This window comes from Lysinibacillus sp. EB106-09-02-XG168 (genome assembly GCF_058791475.1).
Map to the genome: position 1 here is coordinate 4,588,158 of NZ_JBYTDN010000003.1, position 16,193 is coordinate 4,604,350.

Consider the following 16,193-nt stretch of genomic DNA (forward strand, 5'->3'; position numbering starts at 1 on the left):
AGGCTATTTTATTTATCTTATATTGCAATAGCCTTTGCTATGCAAAATAGTATACCTTCTCATCAAACAATCCCCCTTATATCCCTGTAGTTTTAACCCATATTATACCATATAAGATTCATCACCAAAACGTGTGGTTGATTTCCGTTACGGCCGGGCGCTTTGTTATTGCTGTCGTTTCGCTTTCGCACAGAGCAAAGCTTCCTGGGGGTGTCCGATGAGCCGCTTGGGGCAACAGGATGTTGGTCACGAAGGCGTTATCATAGGACGTGATGCTTTTAGCCTTCGTTCCTCTAAATCGCTAATCCCCAAGGAGTCGCCCAGCGTAACGACGAAGATCTACTTATGTTCATAGCATACGTTTTTACTAATGTCGTCCACACCTTTCGGTAATGAGCCCCATATTACCAAAAATACAAAGAGGTTTTATAGATTCATGTTCCCTGTTCGCTTTATTATTGATAAACAAATGAAAAAGTACATTAGCGATATAGCTGCTAATGTACTTCTAAATATTTAAATTATCTATCATTCTTTACTTATTAATTTTATTTTTTCGTAGCCTTTTATATTTAAGCTTAATTGTTTTTCTTTATTCCAAATACTATAAGGGTAAACTAAATTAACAACGTTTTTTCCATCTTTCATTTCTATATTGGCTCCTCGTGCATAAAAGGACTGTCCCTTTTCATTTGTTAATGCCCATTCAAACAATTGATTTTCATCCTCGTAAATATCTGCATCGACCGTTAAAGCTACATGCATAGAGCCATTCGTAAGAGTTGCTGATTGAAGTTGAATGCCCTCAACAAATTTTTCCGCTTCAAATGATTGTGTTACAACATTCATTGGTGTCAATGTAAATGGCCATTCTCCATTAATAGTGACAAGCCCTTTCTTCTCTGTATAGAAATGAATGGTTTCAATGACTAATTGGGCATTATCTAAGGATGGCCATGCTATTTCTTTGGATTCTAATAAAAGTTCTACTATTATAGATTGATCGTTATCTTTTAGCGTATTCATGTATGGGCTTACCGAAATGGCTGTTGGGGCGAGAGGTTTTGAATCTGACACGTGGGAGTTAATTTCTTTCCCTGCCGAATCATACATACGATATTCAATGTCTACGTTATAAATATCTTTTATATCCATATTTCTCGGCAAAATTTCCAGTTGAAGTCCTACACGATAAGCATCAGCAAATGTATTTTCAAGTGTAACCGTAATATCTTGTGAATCTTGTGATACCCCAACATATTGTACTGCACCATTTTGACTAGCAAGTTCAATCCCAGCATCCTCCTGGAAACCTAGGAATGCTTTTAGTTTAGCTATTGCTGTATCATTAGACAAAATCACACTCGATGCGAACACTATACATGCAGCCGCAGCTGAGATAGGCTTCAACCAACGTTTTTTTGTCTTTTTCTTTGATGTAGAGCGAATCTCTGTATAGGAACGATCAAAAGCTTTTTGCACAATATCCGGTATTTCTTGTTCTTTATTCATTTCCTCATGTAAACGTTCGTCTAATGATTTTTTCATAGTAATGCTGCCTCCTCAACATAATAATTATTTTTCAGATATTGCTTCGCTCTAGAAATCCTCGACTTAATCGTCCCTTCTGATTCATGAAGAAATTCGCTAATTTCTTTTGTCGTGAGTCCACTTACATAATAAAGCGTTAAAGCAATGCGATAGTGCTCATCTAAACTCTCTAAAGCTTCATCGAACTCAAGTGAAATTTGATCTTGGTGTCGTAGTTCATGTAATGTCGTCACATCCAGTGGTACAGTACGCTGATCCTGCTTCATAAAGCGATAACAGTTATTTAGAAGAATTCGACAAATCCATGTATTAAAATATTTCGCTTCTTTTAGAGAATCTATTTTTTCAAACGCTGTCAGAATCGTATCTTGTAGAAGGTCTGCAATATCCTCATCTTTCAAACCAAGTCGTTTTGCTGTCCGATAAAGTGTCATTTCGTATTGACGGATTAATTGTATAAACGCTTCTCCATCGCCCTTCTTTGCTTTTTTTACAAGAAACTCAGATTCCATGTCATCACCTCTTTTTTCTCTTACATACCGTTAGAGCATTTTAATTGATAGTTAGTTGCATGATTTATTAGTTTATTACTCTAACTGTTCACTCTCTAGGTATTTTCGATCTGTTCAAAGCTTCATAGAATTGTCGAAAATCCAAAGGACTTTTATACCTCACTTTGCTACAAACTAAGTAGCAAGTCTCGCAATCCGTTATTGACATTCCTGTTTTATTACATAATACTATACTTAAATTTCGAGTTTTTTTAGGTATAAAGTTCCGAAAACTCTGAGGGGGACCTATATGAAAAACAAAAGCATTAAAAGACGATTATTGTTTTTTACATTAAGTTTGCTGTTATTGTCATCTGTAGTTAATTCCGTATTAGGTGTATGGGTTGTTGGTAAAAATAGTAAAGAAGTTTTAATTGAGAAGGCCAATGAACAAGTCTATGAAATCGCAAAGCAAGCAGAAACTATATTAAATTCCGAGAGTGATCCCATCTCATCTTTACAAGATTTTGTGGAGTTAAAAGCACAACAAGATAATGTGACCTATGCCATTGTCATTGATACCAATGTAAAAGCAGTGGCGCATAGTGATAAGGGGAAATTAGGGAAATCATATGAGGATGCATACACAATCGACGGTGCTAAACACGGGAAAAAACAATTCACAAGATGGTATGCCGAAGTTCAAGGTATATGGACATATGACATCATGGAGCCTATCTATAAAGATGGTGAGCTTTATGGAGTAATTGATATCGGGGTGCCTGAAAGCGGTATTCAATCTATTACAAACTCTGTACTAAGCTATCAGATTATTACAGGCATAGTGAGTTTTATCATTATAGGTGCTTTAATGTGGTGGATTATCGGTCGCATCGTTGCTGCCATTAAGAACCTTGAAAATGTCATTCATCAAACTACTAGCCTAGACTTTACCGAAAATCAAGAATTAGAGAAGCTATTAAATCATCAAGATGAAATTGGTCTTATGGCAAAAGGCATCTCTAGCATGCGTTCTGCATTAAAGAATGTTACAGTCAATATACATAATACTAGTTCTGAGTTATCAGATTCCTCTAAGATTCTTATTCAAATAGCTGAAGATACGGTACGTACGACTGATGAAATTAGTTCAGCCATTAATGAAATGGCAAAAGCTACAGAGGAGCAGGCTCATGATACAGAGAAAAGTGCAGAACAATTAAATCAACTATCTGGAAATATTGATCGTGTTATTGAGCACACAGAGAAGATTGCTTCCATGACAGAGGATATTGATCATTTAAGTAATGAAGGTGTAGAAACTGTTAACCAACTCTCTGTTTGGTCAGAGAAGAATCGTGAATCTTCACAACAGGTAAGTAAAATCGTTCAAGAAGTAGATAAAACTTCATCTGATATATCAAGTATTGTCAATACAATTACAGATATCGCAACTCAAACTAATTTATTAGCTCTAAATGCATCCATTGAGTCAGCTCGCGTGGGCGAAGCAGGGAAAGGTTTCGCAGTTGTTGCTGATGAAATTCGAAAATTATCGGAACAGACATCTAATGCTACTGAAGATATTAAGAATAAAATCTCTGCAATTCAGGATATTTCTAAAAGTGCTGTGCAGGAAATTAGTACAAGCCTTAGCATTGTCGAACAAAATGCAAAAGCTACAAAGGATACTAGTGAGATCTTTAATACAATAAAAATTGCTCTAGATCAAACGAGTGAAGTGGCACAAGAGGTGAAACATTTATCTCATGAGATGGATGAGCGTAAGGAGCAAATCATTAGTGCCGTACAAAATATATCTGCTTCTGCAGTAGAAACTTCTGCTGGAACAGAACAAGTTTCTGCTTCCGCAAATGAACAGCTTAAAAGCATCGAGACTGTCTCTGAAAAAGCTAAAGACCTAAATACTATTGCTGATGCTTTAAGAGACGAAATGAAAAAATTCACTATTTAATATAAAAAAGCTGATTCATAATTGAATCAGCTTTTTTAACATATATTTTTATATCAATTTACTGTCTTTTAGTAAATCATAGATAATCGTGTCTTTTACTTTATGAATACCAAATTTACCTATTTGTTTTAACATAAACGGCGCATCTACATCTGTTAACTTTTTACCATCTAGTAAGCGAGCAGTTGAAGCTAACAAAGTACGAATATCATAAGTAGATCCAAATACTTCTGGAACGCCTCGATCAATATCTAACAATTGATAAACAGCTTCCATCGCTGTTCTTACTGAATATTCAGTTGTGAATACTGTGTCTCTTTCTGTTTCACTAAAGTTACCAATGAAGGCTATGTTAGTAGATCCTTTAGGTACAACTAAAGGACGATCTCCCATTGCTCTAGGCATGAAATAAGATGTTATATAAGGCATGTAACACGGAATTGTATTACAAGAATTTTGCGCTAAATCCGGTATTTCATCTACTGGTACACCCATATGATACAACCACTCTTGCGCTATCTCACTTCCAGAACATTCAGTGATACTCTTTTTAATAAAATCACCAGGTTTATTAGATAGTAAACCATAGATCCAAACTACTAATTGGTCTTTTGGTTGATCTTTAAAGTGAGGTTGTCGGTTTAATGTATAGCTTAGCATCCAATTAGAATCTGTAGCAGTTACGATACCACCAGTTACTACCTTGCCTGCATATGGATCTCTTTTACTTATCTTTTCAATATATGGAGCTACTTTAGCGTCCAATGTAGTTAGTGTTGCTGAAACAAACCAACTCTCTTCTGGAAGATCATCGCAGAATTTTTCTGGTCTACCAAACTCAGAATCTTGAGAAGCGATGTTTTTCCAAAGTGACCAGCTTCCGCCTAAATCAGTGCTTATAGGTGCTGGCGTATTATTGTCACCATAAGTTGTACTCTCCGTAATACTGCCATTTGTAACAAATACTAATTCATTTTCTGTTAACTCAATGTTCTTTTTCACACCATTTTGTTTTAACACTAAAGTATGAGCTACTTTTTTGTCTCCCACTTTATCAACTAAAACATTCTCTACAACAGTATTAAATTGGAAATCAACATTATGGCTTTCTAAATATTTAATCATAGGCAGTACTAACGATTCGTACTGATTATATTTCGTAAATTTTAAAGCAGATAAATCAGGTAGACCCCCAACATGGTGAATGAAACGCATAATATAACGACGCATTTCCATTGCTGAATGCCATTTTTCAAAAGCAAACATCGTTGACCAATATAGCCAGAAGTTTGATTCAAAGAACTCTTCAGAGAAAACATCTGTAATTTTCACATCGTCTAACTTCTCTTCAGGAGTAAAGAATAATTTAATCATTTCTTCAGAAGATTTATCAGATAATGTAAACTTGCCATCATCCTCAAGTCTTTGCCCTCTATTATCAATCAATCTACATTTAGAATAGTTAGGATCCTCTTTGTTTAACCAATAAAATTCATCTAAAACAGAAGCGTTTTCTACTTCTAAAGATGGGATTGAACGGAATAAATCCCATAAGCACTCAAAATGATCTTCCATTTCCCGACCACCACGGATAATAAAACCTCTTGTCGGATTTAGAATACCATCAAGGCTACCTCCTGAGATATCTAGCTCTTCGAGAATATGAATATTCTCTCCCTTCATTTGACCATCACGAATTAAAAAACATGCGGCTGACAGTGAAGCTAACCCCGAACCAACAAGATACGCTGACTTCTCATCAACACCCTCAGGTTTTTTAGGACGTGCGAAAGCCTCATAATTACCATTACTGTAATACATAATACCGCCTCCATAAACTATTATCGTGATATAGCATACCACCAATTCGCATGATAATGGTAAAATGAGAGATAAATTAACAAAAAATTCAATATTACAGTTAAACATTACATATACATATACCCTATTATTTGACATAACAATTCATTGCATTTTTATAAATTGTTTATCAATATCTTTTAAATAAAGGATTTTATGCAACACCTAAAATTAGATTGGCATTGTAGCGGTTAAACTATTAGGAACTTGGATTTATTGAATGATTTCCTTCTATACTATTAACCTTAAGAAGGTCCTAAGTCGTTATAGTACACAACCTTTCAAGTGCAGCTTCACATAATTACTATAGTAAGAAAACAAAAAAACAGTAATTCAACTTTTTAATTCAATCTGTTTTACCTAAATTTTGTAAAATCTACTTTTTAAACTTCTATGCAAATTTATTATCCTACGTATAATTTTACATCCTCCACTATTCTTGATAAACCACTTAATGTAAGCGCTGTAAACGAATTTTCAAACGTATAAAAATAAACAAAATTAATATATTTAAAAAAATAAAGTTTGACACTTAAAAGGACGGTATGTAGAATAGGACGAGTGATTATGAGAATCATTATCAATTAAGATGAGAACCATATTTTTTTATTATCGATTGAGAATATCTCTCATTCAAAAGAATATATGTTGTTAGTTAGGATGGTTAACGAATGGAAGCAAGCGCAAAGAGCGTAGAACAACAAGAAGCGAATATGAAAAAGATTAAGAGCAGACCGCTTATAGCTTCTATTATTTTAATAGCAGGTACGATTTTATTAGCTTTAAGTATGAGCACGTCCATTTCATTTGGAGCAGCAGATATTAGTTTAAAGACTGTCTGGCAAGCTGTTTTTCAATTTGATGATTCACTTACACATCATAATGTCATTTGGGAGCTTCGCATCCCGAGAGCAATTGGAGGAGTAGTCGCTGGTGCGTTTCTAGCTGTATCTGGAGCAATTATGCAAGGTATGACACGTAACCCTCTTGCCTCACCTTCTTTAATGGGGATTACAGATGGTGCGGTATTTGGAATTGCCATTACATATGCTTTTTTCCCTAATTCCCCATACATAATGTTTGTTTTTGCTTCATTTATTGGTGCTGCATTTGGTGCAAGTATTGTATATGGTGTGGGTTCGTTCTCACCAGGAGGGCTAACACCTGTTAAATTAGCGTTAGCTGGTGCAGCGATTAGTGCACTGCTTGGGGCCATTTCGTCTAGTATCGCACTTTATTTCAATCTTGCTCAAGAAGTAAGCATGTGGAATGCAGGAGGCGTTTCAGGTGTGAAATGGGTAAGTATTGAAATGTTGCTACCAATTGGACTGCTTTGTCTTGTTATTGCCATATTATTGTCAAGATACATTACTATTTTAAGTTTCGGTGAAGAGATTGCAATTGGACTTGGGCAAAATACAACCTTCATTAAATTTATAGGTACTGTACTTGTGCTTGTTTTAACGGGCTCAGCTGTATCTATGGCAGGCTCTGTCGGATTTGTTGGACTTGTTATCCCACATATGACGCGTTTTCTCGTCGGATCCGATTATAGATGGGTCATTCCATGTTCAGCAGTACTAGGTGGGTTATTAATAGAATGTGCAGATATGTTATCGCGGGTGATCAACCCTCCATTTGAAACGCCAATTGGTGCAATTACAGCTTTAATCGGTGTTCCATTCTTCCTTTATTTAGCTCGTAATGAAGGGAGAGGGAAAATATGAGGCAACGTATCTTAACAACAAAGAATATTTCAGTTTTAGCTATTTTAGCTTGCCTAATTGTATCAGTATTTCTCATTAGCTTAAATACAGGAACGTTTAAAATACCGCCAATAGAAGTATTGAAATCGTTAATTGGTTTAGGTTCTGAAGAACAATCAGTCATTTTATTCGAGTTTCGTATGCCTCGTATGGTTATTGCTATTTTAGTTGGCTCAGCGCTGGCGATATCAGGGGCTATCATGCAAGGTTTATCTCGAAATCCACTTGCTGACCCAGGCATCATCGGTATAAATGCTGGTGCCGGATTAACAGTTGTAGTTTTCGTCTATTTTTTCTTCGGGAAAGTTGAAACCGGTACGCCACTATCTGTATTCATTCTTCCGTTATTTGCGTTAGTTGGTGCATTATTAGCAGCGGTTATTATTTATACGCTAGCTTGGAAGAACGGTGTTTCATCCACTCGTTTAATTCTTGTCGGTATTGCAGTTGCAGCAGGATTCGGTGCTGTTAGTTTAATCTTCTCGATGAAAATGACTTCAAATGATTTTCGTTTTGCAACTATTTGGTTGGCAGGGAGTTTATGGGGTACCGATTGGAAATTTGTATTAAGTACACTTCCTTGGATGCTCATATTTATACCAATTGCATTTTGCAAGGCACATGTATTGAATGTCATGAATTTAGGAGATGCAGCAGCGGTTGGCCTTGGTCTAAATGTAGAGAAGGAAAGACGTAAGTTATTATTTATCGCCGTTTGCTTGGCCGGTGCATCGGTAGCCGTTGCTGGTGGAATTGGATTTATCGGATTAATGGCACCCCATTTGGCAAGACGCCTTGTTGGGGGGAAACATCAAATTATGTTACCGACAGCAGCATTAATTGGCACGCTTCTATTACTATTTGCAGATTTAATTTCAAGAAGTGTACTAACAACCTCAGAGATACCAGTCGGTTTTGTTATTTCTATTATTGGTGCACCCTATTTTATTTATTTACTTATGAGGACAAAATAAAAGGAGTCTTTTTTAATGGTAACTTTAGCAGTTGATTCGATATCCGTTGGCTATAATGAAGGATTAATTATAGATGGACTATCAGTGGAGATCCCCGAAGGAAAGATTACAACGATTATTGGACCAAATGGATGTGGGAAATCTACATTGTTAAAAGCAGCTTCTCGCATCTTAAAGGCAAAACGCGGGTCTGTTTATCTTGATGGAAAAGCAATTGAGAAACAGTCAACGAAAGAAATTGCAAAGAAAATGGCAATTTTACCGCAGACTGCAGAAGTGCCGACAGGTCTTACTGTGTTTGAGCTTGTTTCATATGGTCGTTTTCCACACCAAAATGGATTTGGAACGCTGAAGGAAGAAGATTATCGCTATATTCACTGGGCACTTGAAGTGACAGGGATGACAGAATTTGCAAACCGTTCAGCAGAAGCTTTATCAGGTGGCCAACGCCAACGAGTTTGGATTGCGATGGCGCTTGCTCAAGGAACGGATTTACTTGTATTAGATGAGCCGACAACTTACTTAGATATGGCTCACCAGTTAGAAATATTAAAGCTATTGAAAAAATTAAATCAGGAAGAAGGCCGTACAATCGTGATGGTCATTCATGATTTAAACCATGCTTCTCGTTTTTCTGATCATATGGTTGCTTTAAAAGCTGGTAAACTGATGCATCAAGGAACTCCAGACGAAGTAATGACAAGTGACACACTTCGAAATGTGTTTGAAATTGAAGCACTAATCGTTTCGTGTCCTGTAAACAGTAAGCCTATTTGTTTAACTTACGATTTAACATTAGTTAATAATCTATGACAGGAAAAAGCATACTAGGAAATCCCCCTTCCCCTCTTAAATAGATAGAGAGGAAGCATTCTAATGGGTGCTGAGCTCCTCACTTAGCCTGAGAGGCTGAACACCCATTAGAATGAAATGGGTCGTAGACAAATTATCCGGGAGGAACAAAAATATGAAGAAATTTAAACTATCGTTACTAGCAATGGTATTAGTTGTTACATCTATACTATTTGCAGCTTGTTCTTCAGATAAGAAAGAAGAAGAAAAGACCGACGCAAAAGCAGAAGAGCGTACGGTAGAACACGCAAAAGGGGAAATTAAAATCCCTGCTAATCCAAAGAAAATTGCTGACCTTAGTGGTTCAACAGAAGAATTATTAATCTTTGGCATGAAACCAATCATTACTGCAAATACGTCTCAGGAAGAGATTGATCCACATATTGCAGATAAATTAAAAGATGTAAAACCCGTAGGCTCAGCATGGGGTGACAAAATTAACATCGAAGCAGTAGCTGCTGCAAAACCAGATTTAATTCTTATCAATGATCGTCAAGAAAAAATCTATGATCAACTATCTAAAATTGCACCGACTGTTATGTTAAAAACTCCATTAGATCAATGGCGTCCAAAGTTCGAGGAGTTAGGCAAAATCTTCGATAAAGAAAAAGAGACAGAAGAATGGTTCAAACAGTATGACGAAAAGGCAAGCAAGTTACACGACAAAATCGTTGCTAAAACTGGTGACGCGACGTTCATGAAAATGGCAGCATATCCAAATGCATTCCGTGTATACGGTGACTATGGTTATGGTAGCGTACTCTTTAAAGATTTAAAATTACCAGCAGTTCCAGGTACACCAATGGATGAACCATTAGTACAAGTACAAAAAGAAGCTTTAATTGACTACAATCCAGAATACCTATTCGTATTTACAACAGGTGACGGTTCTGAACGTTTAAAAGAATTCCAAGAAGAAACAATTTGGAAAAACATGAACGCAGTTAAGAACAACCACGTATTTATTATTAAAAATGATGCAGTCAATAAAGGATACTTCCCTCTTGGTAAAGAAATGATTTTAGATGAAATTGCTGAATTTGTTTTAGGGAAATAATAAAAGATAGAATCACCTTCGTTATTCGAAGGTGATTTTATCTTTTCTACCCTTTTACGAATAATTAACTTAATCACTCTTATTTTATAAATCGTATAAATCGTTTCTTCCCAATTTGTAAAACTTCATCATTCATTAAGATTTTATCAATATCATCTACTGTAAGTTTTTCACCATTTAAAGAAACGCCATTTTGTTTCATTAAACGTATAAATTCACTTTTACTTTTAATATAGTCTTTGGCAATTAATGAGGGAATAATATCTAGTACAGATTCTTTTCCTATTTCAATTACTATCGAGGGTATGTTATCAGGGATTTTTTTCTTTTGAAATGCTGTTTCAAAATATTACTTCGCTTCCTTCATAGACTTTCCCCCATGATACAAAGTAGTAATAATTTCTGCTAACTCTAGTTTGATATCTCGCGGATTTTCACCTTTTAATAATCGCTCTTCCACTTCTTTAATCACGTTAGGATGTTCATCTGTTGCAAGTTCAAAATATTTAATAATTAATGCATCAGGTACTTCCATTACTTTTTTGAACATTACTTCTGGTACTTCATTTACGCCAATATAATTCCCTAAGCTTTTACTCATTTTTTCAACACCATCTAAACCTTCTAATAACGGCATGAAAATGGCAATTTGTTTCTCAAGCCCTAAATGCTTTTGTAATGTGCGCCCCATTAAAATATTAAACGTTTGGTCGGTACCGCCTAATTCAATATCAGCAAAAGTTTCGACTGAATCATACGCTTGCATTAAAGGATAGAAAAATTCATGAATGCCAATTGGCACATGATTGTTATAGCGCTTTTGGAAATCATCACGTTCTAACATACGCGCTACAGAAGTCGTCGCAGCTAATTTGATAAACTCCTCAAACGTTAACGTTGATAACCACTCACTATTAAAAGGTACAGCAGTCTTTTCCTTATTTAAAATTTTATAAATTTGCTCACAATATGTTTTAGCGTTTTCCTTTACAATTTCATCACTTAACGCAATGCGCCCTTTTGCTTTTCCTGTTGGGTCTCCTATACGCCCCGTAAAATTGCCAATAATAATGACCACTCGATGACCTAAATCTTGCATTTGTTTAATTTTCCGTAGCACAACAGCATGCCCTAAATGAATGTCTGGCGCAGAAGGATCTAAACCAAGCTTAATCGTTAAAGGCTTTTGTTCCTTAAAAGAATGGTCTAATTTTACTAATAACTCTTCTCTATTAACAATCTTACCTACACCCTTTTGAATAATTTCTAATTGTTCCTCTGGTTTTAAAAACATACAATACAACTCCTTAAATATTGAATTCATATTGCAAGTTCTATAAGAGCAAAAATCAATTTCGCCTTGGCGTAATTACGTCCGAAAGCTAAATCTTCATTCAGCAGATGCTCTTTTGCTAATGAAAATAAAAAAAACGCCCTTTAGGAATTAACCTAAAGGACGCGTATGAACGTGTTACCACCTTAATTTAAGAGTTATTCACATAACCCTTCTCAATAGGTACGGCCAAATGGCGATACCTTTGCAATGATTACGGATGCAAACCCGTCGTAGCCTACTAAAGTTCGGTACGCAGCTCCAAGATGTATTCATTTTAACTTTCCTTGCGCCTCTCATCGACCGGCTACTTTCTGTAAGTTCCATTAAAACTACTCGTTCTCTTCTATGCTTTTACTCTTATACTCCAAACTGTTATCAACAGTTTTTCGTTATGCAAATCTTGTTAATTATTATAGTACCTTTATTTGAATTGTCAATAAATTAAGGTGATACTATTTTTGTAAAGACGATAAGAACACTAAATTATGTTGTTTCTATACATTATCTTACTAACATTATGCCTTACGGTCTTATGGCCGGCTTTAGTACCTTTACCAATGGCTATAAGCATAACGTCTAAATACCTTTCAGAAATATTTAAGATATCTTTTAATTCCTTAGAATCATAGCCTGACATAGTAATTGTGTCAAAACCAGCTTCATTTGCTAACAAAATTAATGACATTGACGCAAGACTCACATCTCGAGTTAATTCTAGTTTTAAATCTTCTTTTGATTTATTTTCATAATAATTTATTGCCGCATTCGCTAAATAATCTCTTAGCGATTCATCAAAATAGCCCGCTTGAAAGCCTTCTTCATGTATCTTAATAATATTATCTTTGTCAAATGCCTGATAATCACCCAACATAACAATTAAAGTTGAAGCTTCTGTCACTTGTTGTTGATTAAAAGCTATAGGCATTAATAAATTTCTTAAATCCGGATCATCAATAATTAAGTATCGAGTAGCTTGAATATTATTTCCATTAGGTGACTTACTTGCGCTTTCAACTAATGACGTTAGAATTTCAGAACTTATGTTATAGCTTGAATCGTAATGTCTAACTGAACGTCTTTTTTCCAAAATATTTTTTACACTCATTGTATCAACTCCGACATTTTTATTTATTGCACCTTTAATTATAGTAAGCAATAATAAATAAGAAAATAACGCACAAAAATGTGGTATAGCCACTTTTATGTGCCTATTTAGGGGAGAAAGCACATGGTTAACTATAATACTGGAATCAACATTTTTATGAATATCGCAGGTGGAAAATGGAAATGTTTAATACTCTTTTTCTTGAGCCAAAAATCAATAAGGACAAAAGAGTTTTATGATTTATTACCTGGAATTACACAAAAGGTCTTAACGGATCAATTGAAACAGTTAGAAAGAGATGGACTTTTACGAAGAGAAATTTTTAAAGAGGTACCACCAAAAGTAGAATACAGCTTAACGGATTTAGGAAGATCATTTGTGCCAGTATTAAACACAATGTGTGCATGGGGTAATAAGTATGCATCTATTAAAGGTATAGATAAAGAACAACAAATCTATTGTGATCAAACTTTACCTGATGGTCCGCAATCTATAAATTAGATAAACAAAATCGAAAACAATATGGAGTTACTAGTATATACATATAAAAAAAGAGGACAAGCTTTGTCCTCTTTTTTTATTGCTCCCTAGTTTGTGTGGTTGGCTTTAATAAGAACCAAACAATTACTAAAGTTCCTAGTGCTAATATAAAAGTTCCCATATAAATAAAATGTACACTTGAAGCTAATGCTTCTTGCGATTCGGTTACTACGTTTGCTGTAGTTCCTTCATGTCCTCCAGAAGTTACAAGATCAAGGTTTTTAATACCACGTGCATGAATCATCGTATTGAACATCGCCCCGAAAACTGCGGCTCCTAATGTTTGGCTAAACGTATTGATAAATGTGTTTAAGCCAATTGCCGTCCCGCGCGTATGATTTGGAACAGCTGCTTGAATTGTTACCATGTAGATAGGTGTAATAAGTCCCATCCCTAAGCCGAATAACCCAACTGCAACATAAATTAGGAATGCTGGTGAATCTGTCGATAATGTAAATAATGAAAAGGCAGCAACTGAAAGAACGCTAGCTCCAAGTAGAATAATTTGTTTTGTATTTAGACTACCAACTAATTTACCTGAAAAAATAGTGCCGAATGTCCACATTACAGGTAGTGGCATTAAAATGAGTCCGGCGTCTGTGGCGTTTTTTCCTAATACACCTTGGCTCCAAATCGGAAGATACATTGTAATACTAATAATCATTGCACCCGAAATAAGTGTTAGTATATTAATAATAGATAATGTACGGTTAGAGAAAAGTGCTAGCGGAATTAATGGTTCCGGAGATTTTTTCTCAATGAATAAGAAAATAATGAATGAAACAGCTGCAAAGATTAAGAGACCAACAATTGTCATGTCCTCCCAGTTTTGCTGACTGCTACCTGTTAATAACGCGTATAGTAGAGCGATTGTACTTAAAGAGAATACTGTTGCACCAAGATAGTCGACATGATGCTTAGCTGGCTTAATAGATTCTTTATAATAAATGACAATCATTATGCAAGCGATAATTCCAAATGGAACGTTTAAGAAGAAGATATAGCGCCAAGAAAGGGAATCGACTAAAAATCCGCCAACTAATGGTCCGATCACACCAGAGATACCCCAAACAGCACTAATCCACCCCTGTGCTTTTGCACGGTCTTTCACTTCGCTATATAAGTCACCAATGATTGTCATTGTTATTGGCATAATAGCGCCAGCACCTAGACCTTGAAGGGCACGAAAGACGATGAGCTGTTCCATCGATGTAACGATACCGCAAAGTGCAGAGCCAATTAAAAATATTGTAGCTCCGATCAGTAAAACTTTTTTACGACCGAATAAATCAGCCAGTTTCCCGTAGATTGGAGTCGAAACAGCTGTGGCAAGCATATAAATTGCATAAACCCAACTAACAAGTTCGACACCGGACAGATCATTCGTAATACGGGGGATTGCTGTACTAATAATTGTTCCTTCTACAGCAGAAAGAAATGTCATTAACATTAATGATAAAATAACTTTTTTTCTCATACTTTTCCCTTTCACTTTCATCTAGTTAAAAACCCAATATATAGCTAAGTTTTTTTAATTATATATCAACTAAAACTATGTATCTTCTAAATCGTCAATTTGAATACCTCCACCATTGAAACGGATTTCAATAATGATATCAATAAAACAATTATCGTCAGACCCCGTTAATTTCTCCCTCATCAATAAAAAAGAAAGTTACATATTACCCTTCTTGATAATTGCTCATTATATAATTCACAAGACAATCATTAATTTTAACACAAATACCCATAAAAAAAACCATCTCAAAGAGAAGCTAAAGAGGTGATTGATGTGAAGAGATAATAAAGTTGTAAATTGAGAAAGTAGAATAACGGAGCGTCATAGTTAATCTCATTTAAAAGTGCTTGTTACTTTAATCAAAAGCCCAACTTCTCTGCAAATTAATATAAAAGAAGCTGGGTTTTTACGTTACATCATTTAGTAGGAGTTAGATTTTCAATTAAAAATATATCTCTTCAAGTTCTGTTAAATTCCCACTGGTTTCGCCAATCTGACATACTAATCCACTAAATATTTTTAGCTATATAAAAATCTAATGTGGTAATCTTCTTCCGGAAAGTCCTTAGGTTTATAATAAGTCATTTACAATCTCATAATAAAAGCAGACGGCGATATAGAAGCCCATTATAGAACTTCTAAGCCATCTGCTTTTGTTGGGAAGTACTTTTAAGTTGGAGAAAAGGTAGTTACTCTTCCAAAGTCTCCAATTCTACACTTCTCCTTTTTTACGTGCTGCCATTTCATCTTGCATTTCTTCTTTTAATCCTTCAATTGACTTTTGACGTCGCTTATTTTTTTCTTTAATCATTTCACTTTGCATAGGGTCTGCAAATTCCAAACTAATCTCCGCTTCATGAAGTTTTTCTTCAGTGTTCTTAACGATATCTCGAATTCGTTCAACATTATTGGACCTATCATCTGGTTTTGAGTGTCTTGAATTATCCATGGTAACCTCCTAAAATTTCGACGTTACAATTAGTTTGTATTTTTTTTATGTTTATATGTACACTAATTTTCACCAAGAAAAGTCAGTGCTTTTGCCATTTTGGCACGGATATGCAAATAGACTATGACCCCCATCATTTATTTTTAACACTCTCTGTGTTCTCACTTTTTATTGAGGAATGTTCCTTTAAATCCGTCCAAAGTTTTGATTGTGAAGCG

12 protein-coding genes, 1 pseudogene and 1 other annotated feature are annotated in these 16,193 nt (G+C 35.3%); of the genes and pseudogenes, 6 read left to right on the forward strand and 7 right to left on the reverse strand.

Annotation, left to right across the window (positions count from 1 at the left end; genetic code table 11):
• Positions 1–528: 528 nt before the first annotated feature.
• Both AC3WSO_RS23225 and AC3WSO_RS23230 read right to left on the reverse strand, forming a co-directional pair.
• A complete protein-coding gene (locus AC3WSO_RS23225) occupies positions 529–1,548 on the reverse strand; it encodes a DUF4179 domain-containing protein (RefSeq protein WP_492534019.1) in 1,020 nt (339 codons plus the stop codon).
• Positions 1,545–2,063: an RNA polymerase sigma factor gene (locus AC3WSO_RS23230; RefSeq protein WP_492534021.1), complete on the reverse strand. Its 519-nt coding sequence runs from the start codon at positions 2,061–2,063 to the stop codon at positions 1,545–1,547. The genes AC3WSO_RS23225 and AC3WSO_RS23230 overlap by 4 nt, the downstream gene beginning before the upstream one ends.
• 289 nt (positions 2,064–2,352) lie before the next feature.
• Between AC3WSO_RS23230 and AC3WSO_RS23235 the strand changes: the two genes are divergently transcribed.
• Positions 2,353–4,017: a methyl-accepting chemotaxis protein gene (locus AC3WSO_RS23235; RefSeq protein WP_492534023.1), complete on the forward strand. Its 1,665-nt coding sequence runs from the start codon at positions 2,353–2,355 to the stop codon at positions 4,015–4,017.
• A 48-nt stretch (positions 4,018–4,065) separates the two neighbouring features.
• Here the strand turns inward: AC3WSO_RS23235 and AC3WSO_RS23240 are convergent, their stop codons facing one another.
• Positions 4,066–5,838 (reverse strand): oleate hydratase, encoded by a 1,773-nt coding sequence (locus AC3WSO_RS23240; RefSeq protein WP_492534025.1) that lies wholly within the window; start codon positions 5,836–5,838, stop codon positions 4,066–4,068.
• A gap of 710 nt (positions 5,839–6,548) precedes the next feature.
• On the opposite strand from AC3WSO_RS23240, the gene AC3WSO_RS23245 reads away from it, so the two are divergent.
• The 4 genes from AC3WSO_RS23245 (at position 6,549) to AC3WSO_RS23260 (ending at position 10,526) form a co-directional block, all read left to right on the forward strand.
• A complete protein-coding gene (locus AC3WSO_RS23245; RefSeq protein ID WP_492534027.1) occupies positions 6,549–7,604 on the forward strand; it encodes a FecCD family ABC transporter permease in 1,056 nt (351 codons plus the stop codon).
• Complete coding sequence (locus tag AC3WSO_RS23250) at positions 7,601–8,617, forward strand: FecCD family ABC transporter permease (RefSeq protein WP_492534028.1); 1,017 nt, start codon at positions 7,601–7,603, stop codon at positions 8,615–8,617. The genes AC3WSO_RS23245 and AC3WSO_RS23250 overlap by 4 nt, the downstream gene beginning before the upstream one ends.
• Before the next feature lie 15 nt (positions 8,618–8,632).
• Positions 8,633–9,430 carry an ABC transporter ATP-binding protein gene (locus AC3WSO_RS23255; protein ID WP_492534029.1) on the forward strand — a complete coding sequence of 266 codons (798 nt, stop codon included), beginning with the start codon at positions 8,633–8,635 and terminating at the stop codon, positions 9,428–9,430.
• A 154-nt stretch (positions 9,431–9,584) separates the two neighbouring features.
• The gene (locus tag AC3WSO_RS23260; RefSeq protein WP_492534030.1) at positions 9,585–10,526 is read left to right on the forward strand and encodes an ABC transporter substrate-binding protein; all 942 of its coding nucleotides are present in this window, start codon (positions 9,585–9,587) and stop codon (positions 10,524–10,526) included.
• Between the two features lie 79 nt (positions 10,527–10,605).
• Here the strand turns inward: AC3WSO_RS23260 and tyrS are convergent.
• Positions 10,606–11,820 (reverse strand): annotated as a pseudogene (gene tyrS / locus AC3WSO_RS23265) (tyrosine--tRNA ligase).
• 155 nt (positions 11,821–11,975) lie between these two features.
• Positions 11,976–12,217, reverse strand: a binding site (T-box leader).
• Positions 12,218–12,340: 123 nt separating this feature from the next.
• Positions 12,341–13,060: a nitroreductase family protein gene (locus tag AC3WSO_RS23270; protein ID WP_492534031.1), complete on the reverse strand. Its 720-nt coding sequence runs from the start codon at positions 13,058–13,060 to the stop codon at positions 12,341–12,343.
• Positions 13,061–13,090: 30 nt separating this feature from the next.
• Here AC3WSO_RS23270 and AC3WSO_RS23275 point away from each other — a divergent pair, with 30 nt between their 5' ends.
• Positions 13,091–13,468 (forward strand): winged helix-turn-helix transcriptional regulator, encoded by a 378-nt coding sequence (locus tag AC3WSO_RS23275; RefSeq protein ID WP_492534033.1) that lies wholly within the window; start codon positions 13,091–13,093, stop codon positions 13,466–13,468.
• Positions 13,469–13,544: 76 nt separating this feature from the next.
• Here the strand turns inward: AC3WSO_RS23275 and AC3WSO_RS23280 are convergent, their stop codons facing one another.
• Both AC3WSO_RS23280 and tlp read right to left on the reverse strand, forming a co-directional pair.
• Positions 13,545–14,984, reverse strand: a complete 1,440-nt coding sequence (locus AC3WSO_RS23280) for an MDR family MFS transporter (protein WP_492534035.1) — start codon at positions 14,982–14,984, stop codon at positions 13,545–13,547.
• 754 nt (positions 14,985–15,738) lie between these two features.
• Positions 15,739–15,975: a small acid-soluble spore protein Tlp gene (tlp, locus tag AC3WSO_RS23285; RefSeq protein ID WP_492534037.1), complete on the reverse strand. Its 237-nt coding sequence runs from the start codon at positions 15,973–15,975 to the stop codon at positions 15,739–15,741.
• Positions 15,976–16,193 lie beyond the last annotated feature (218 nt).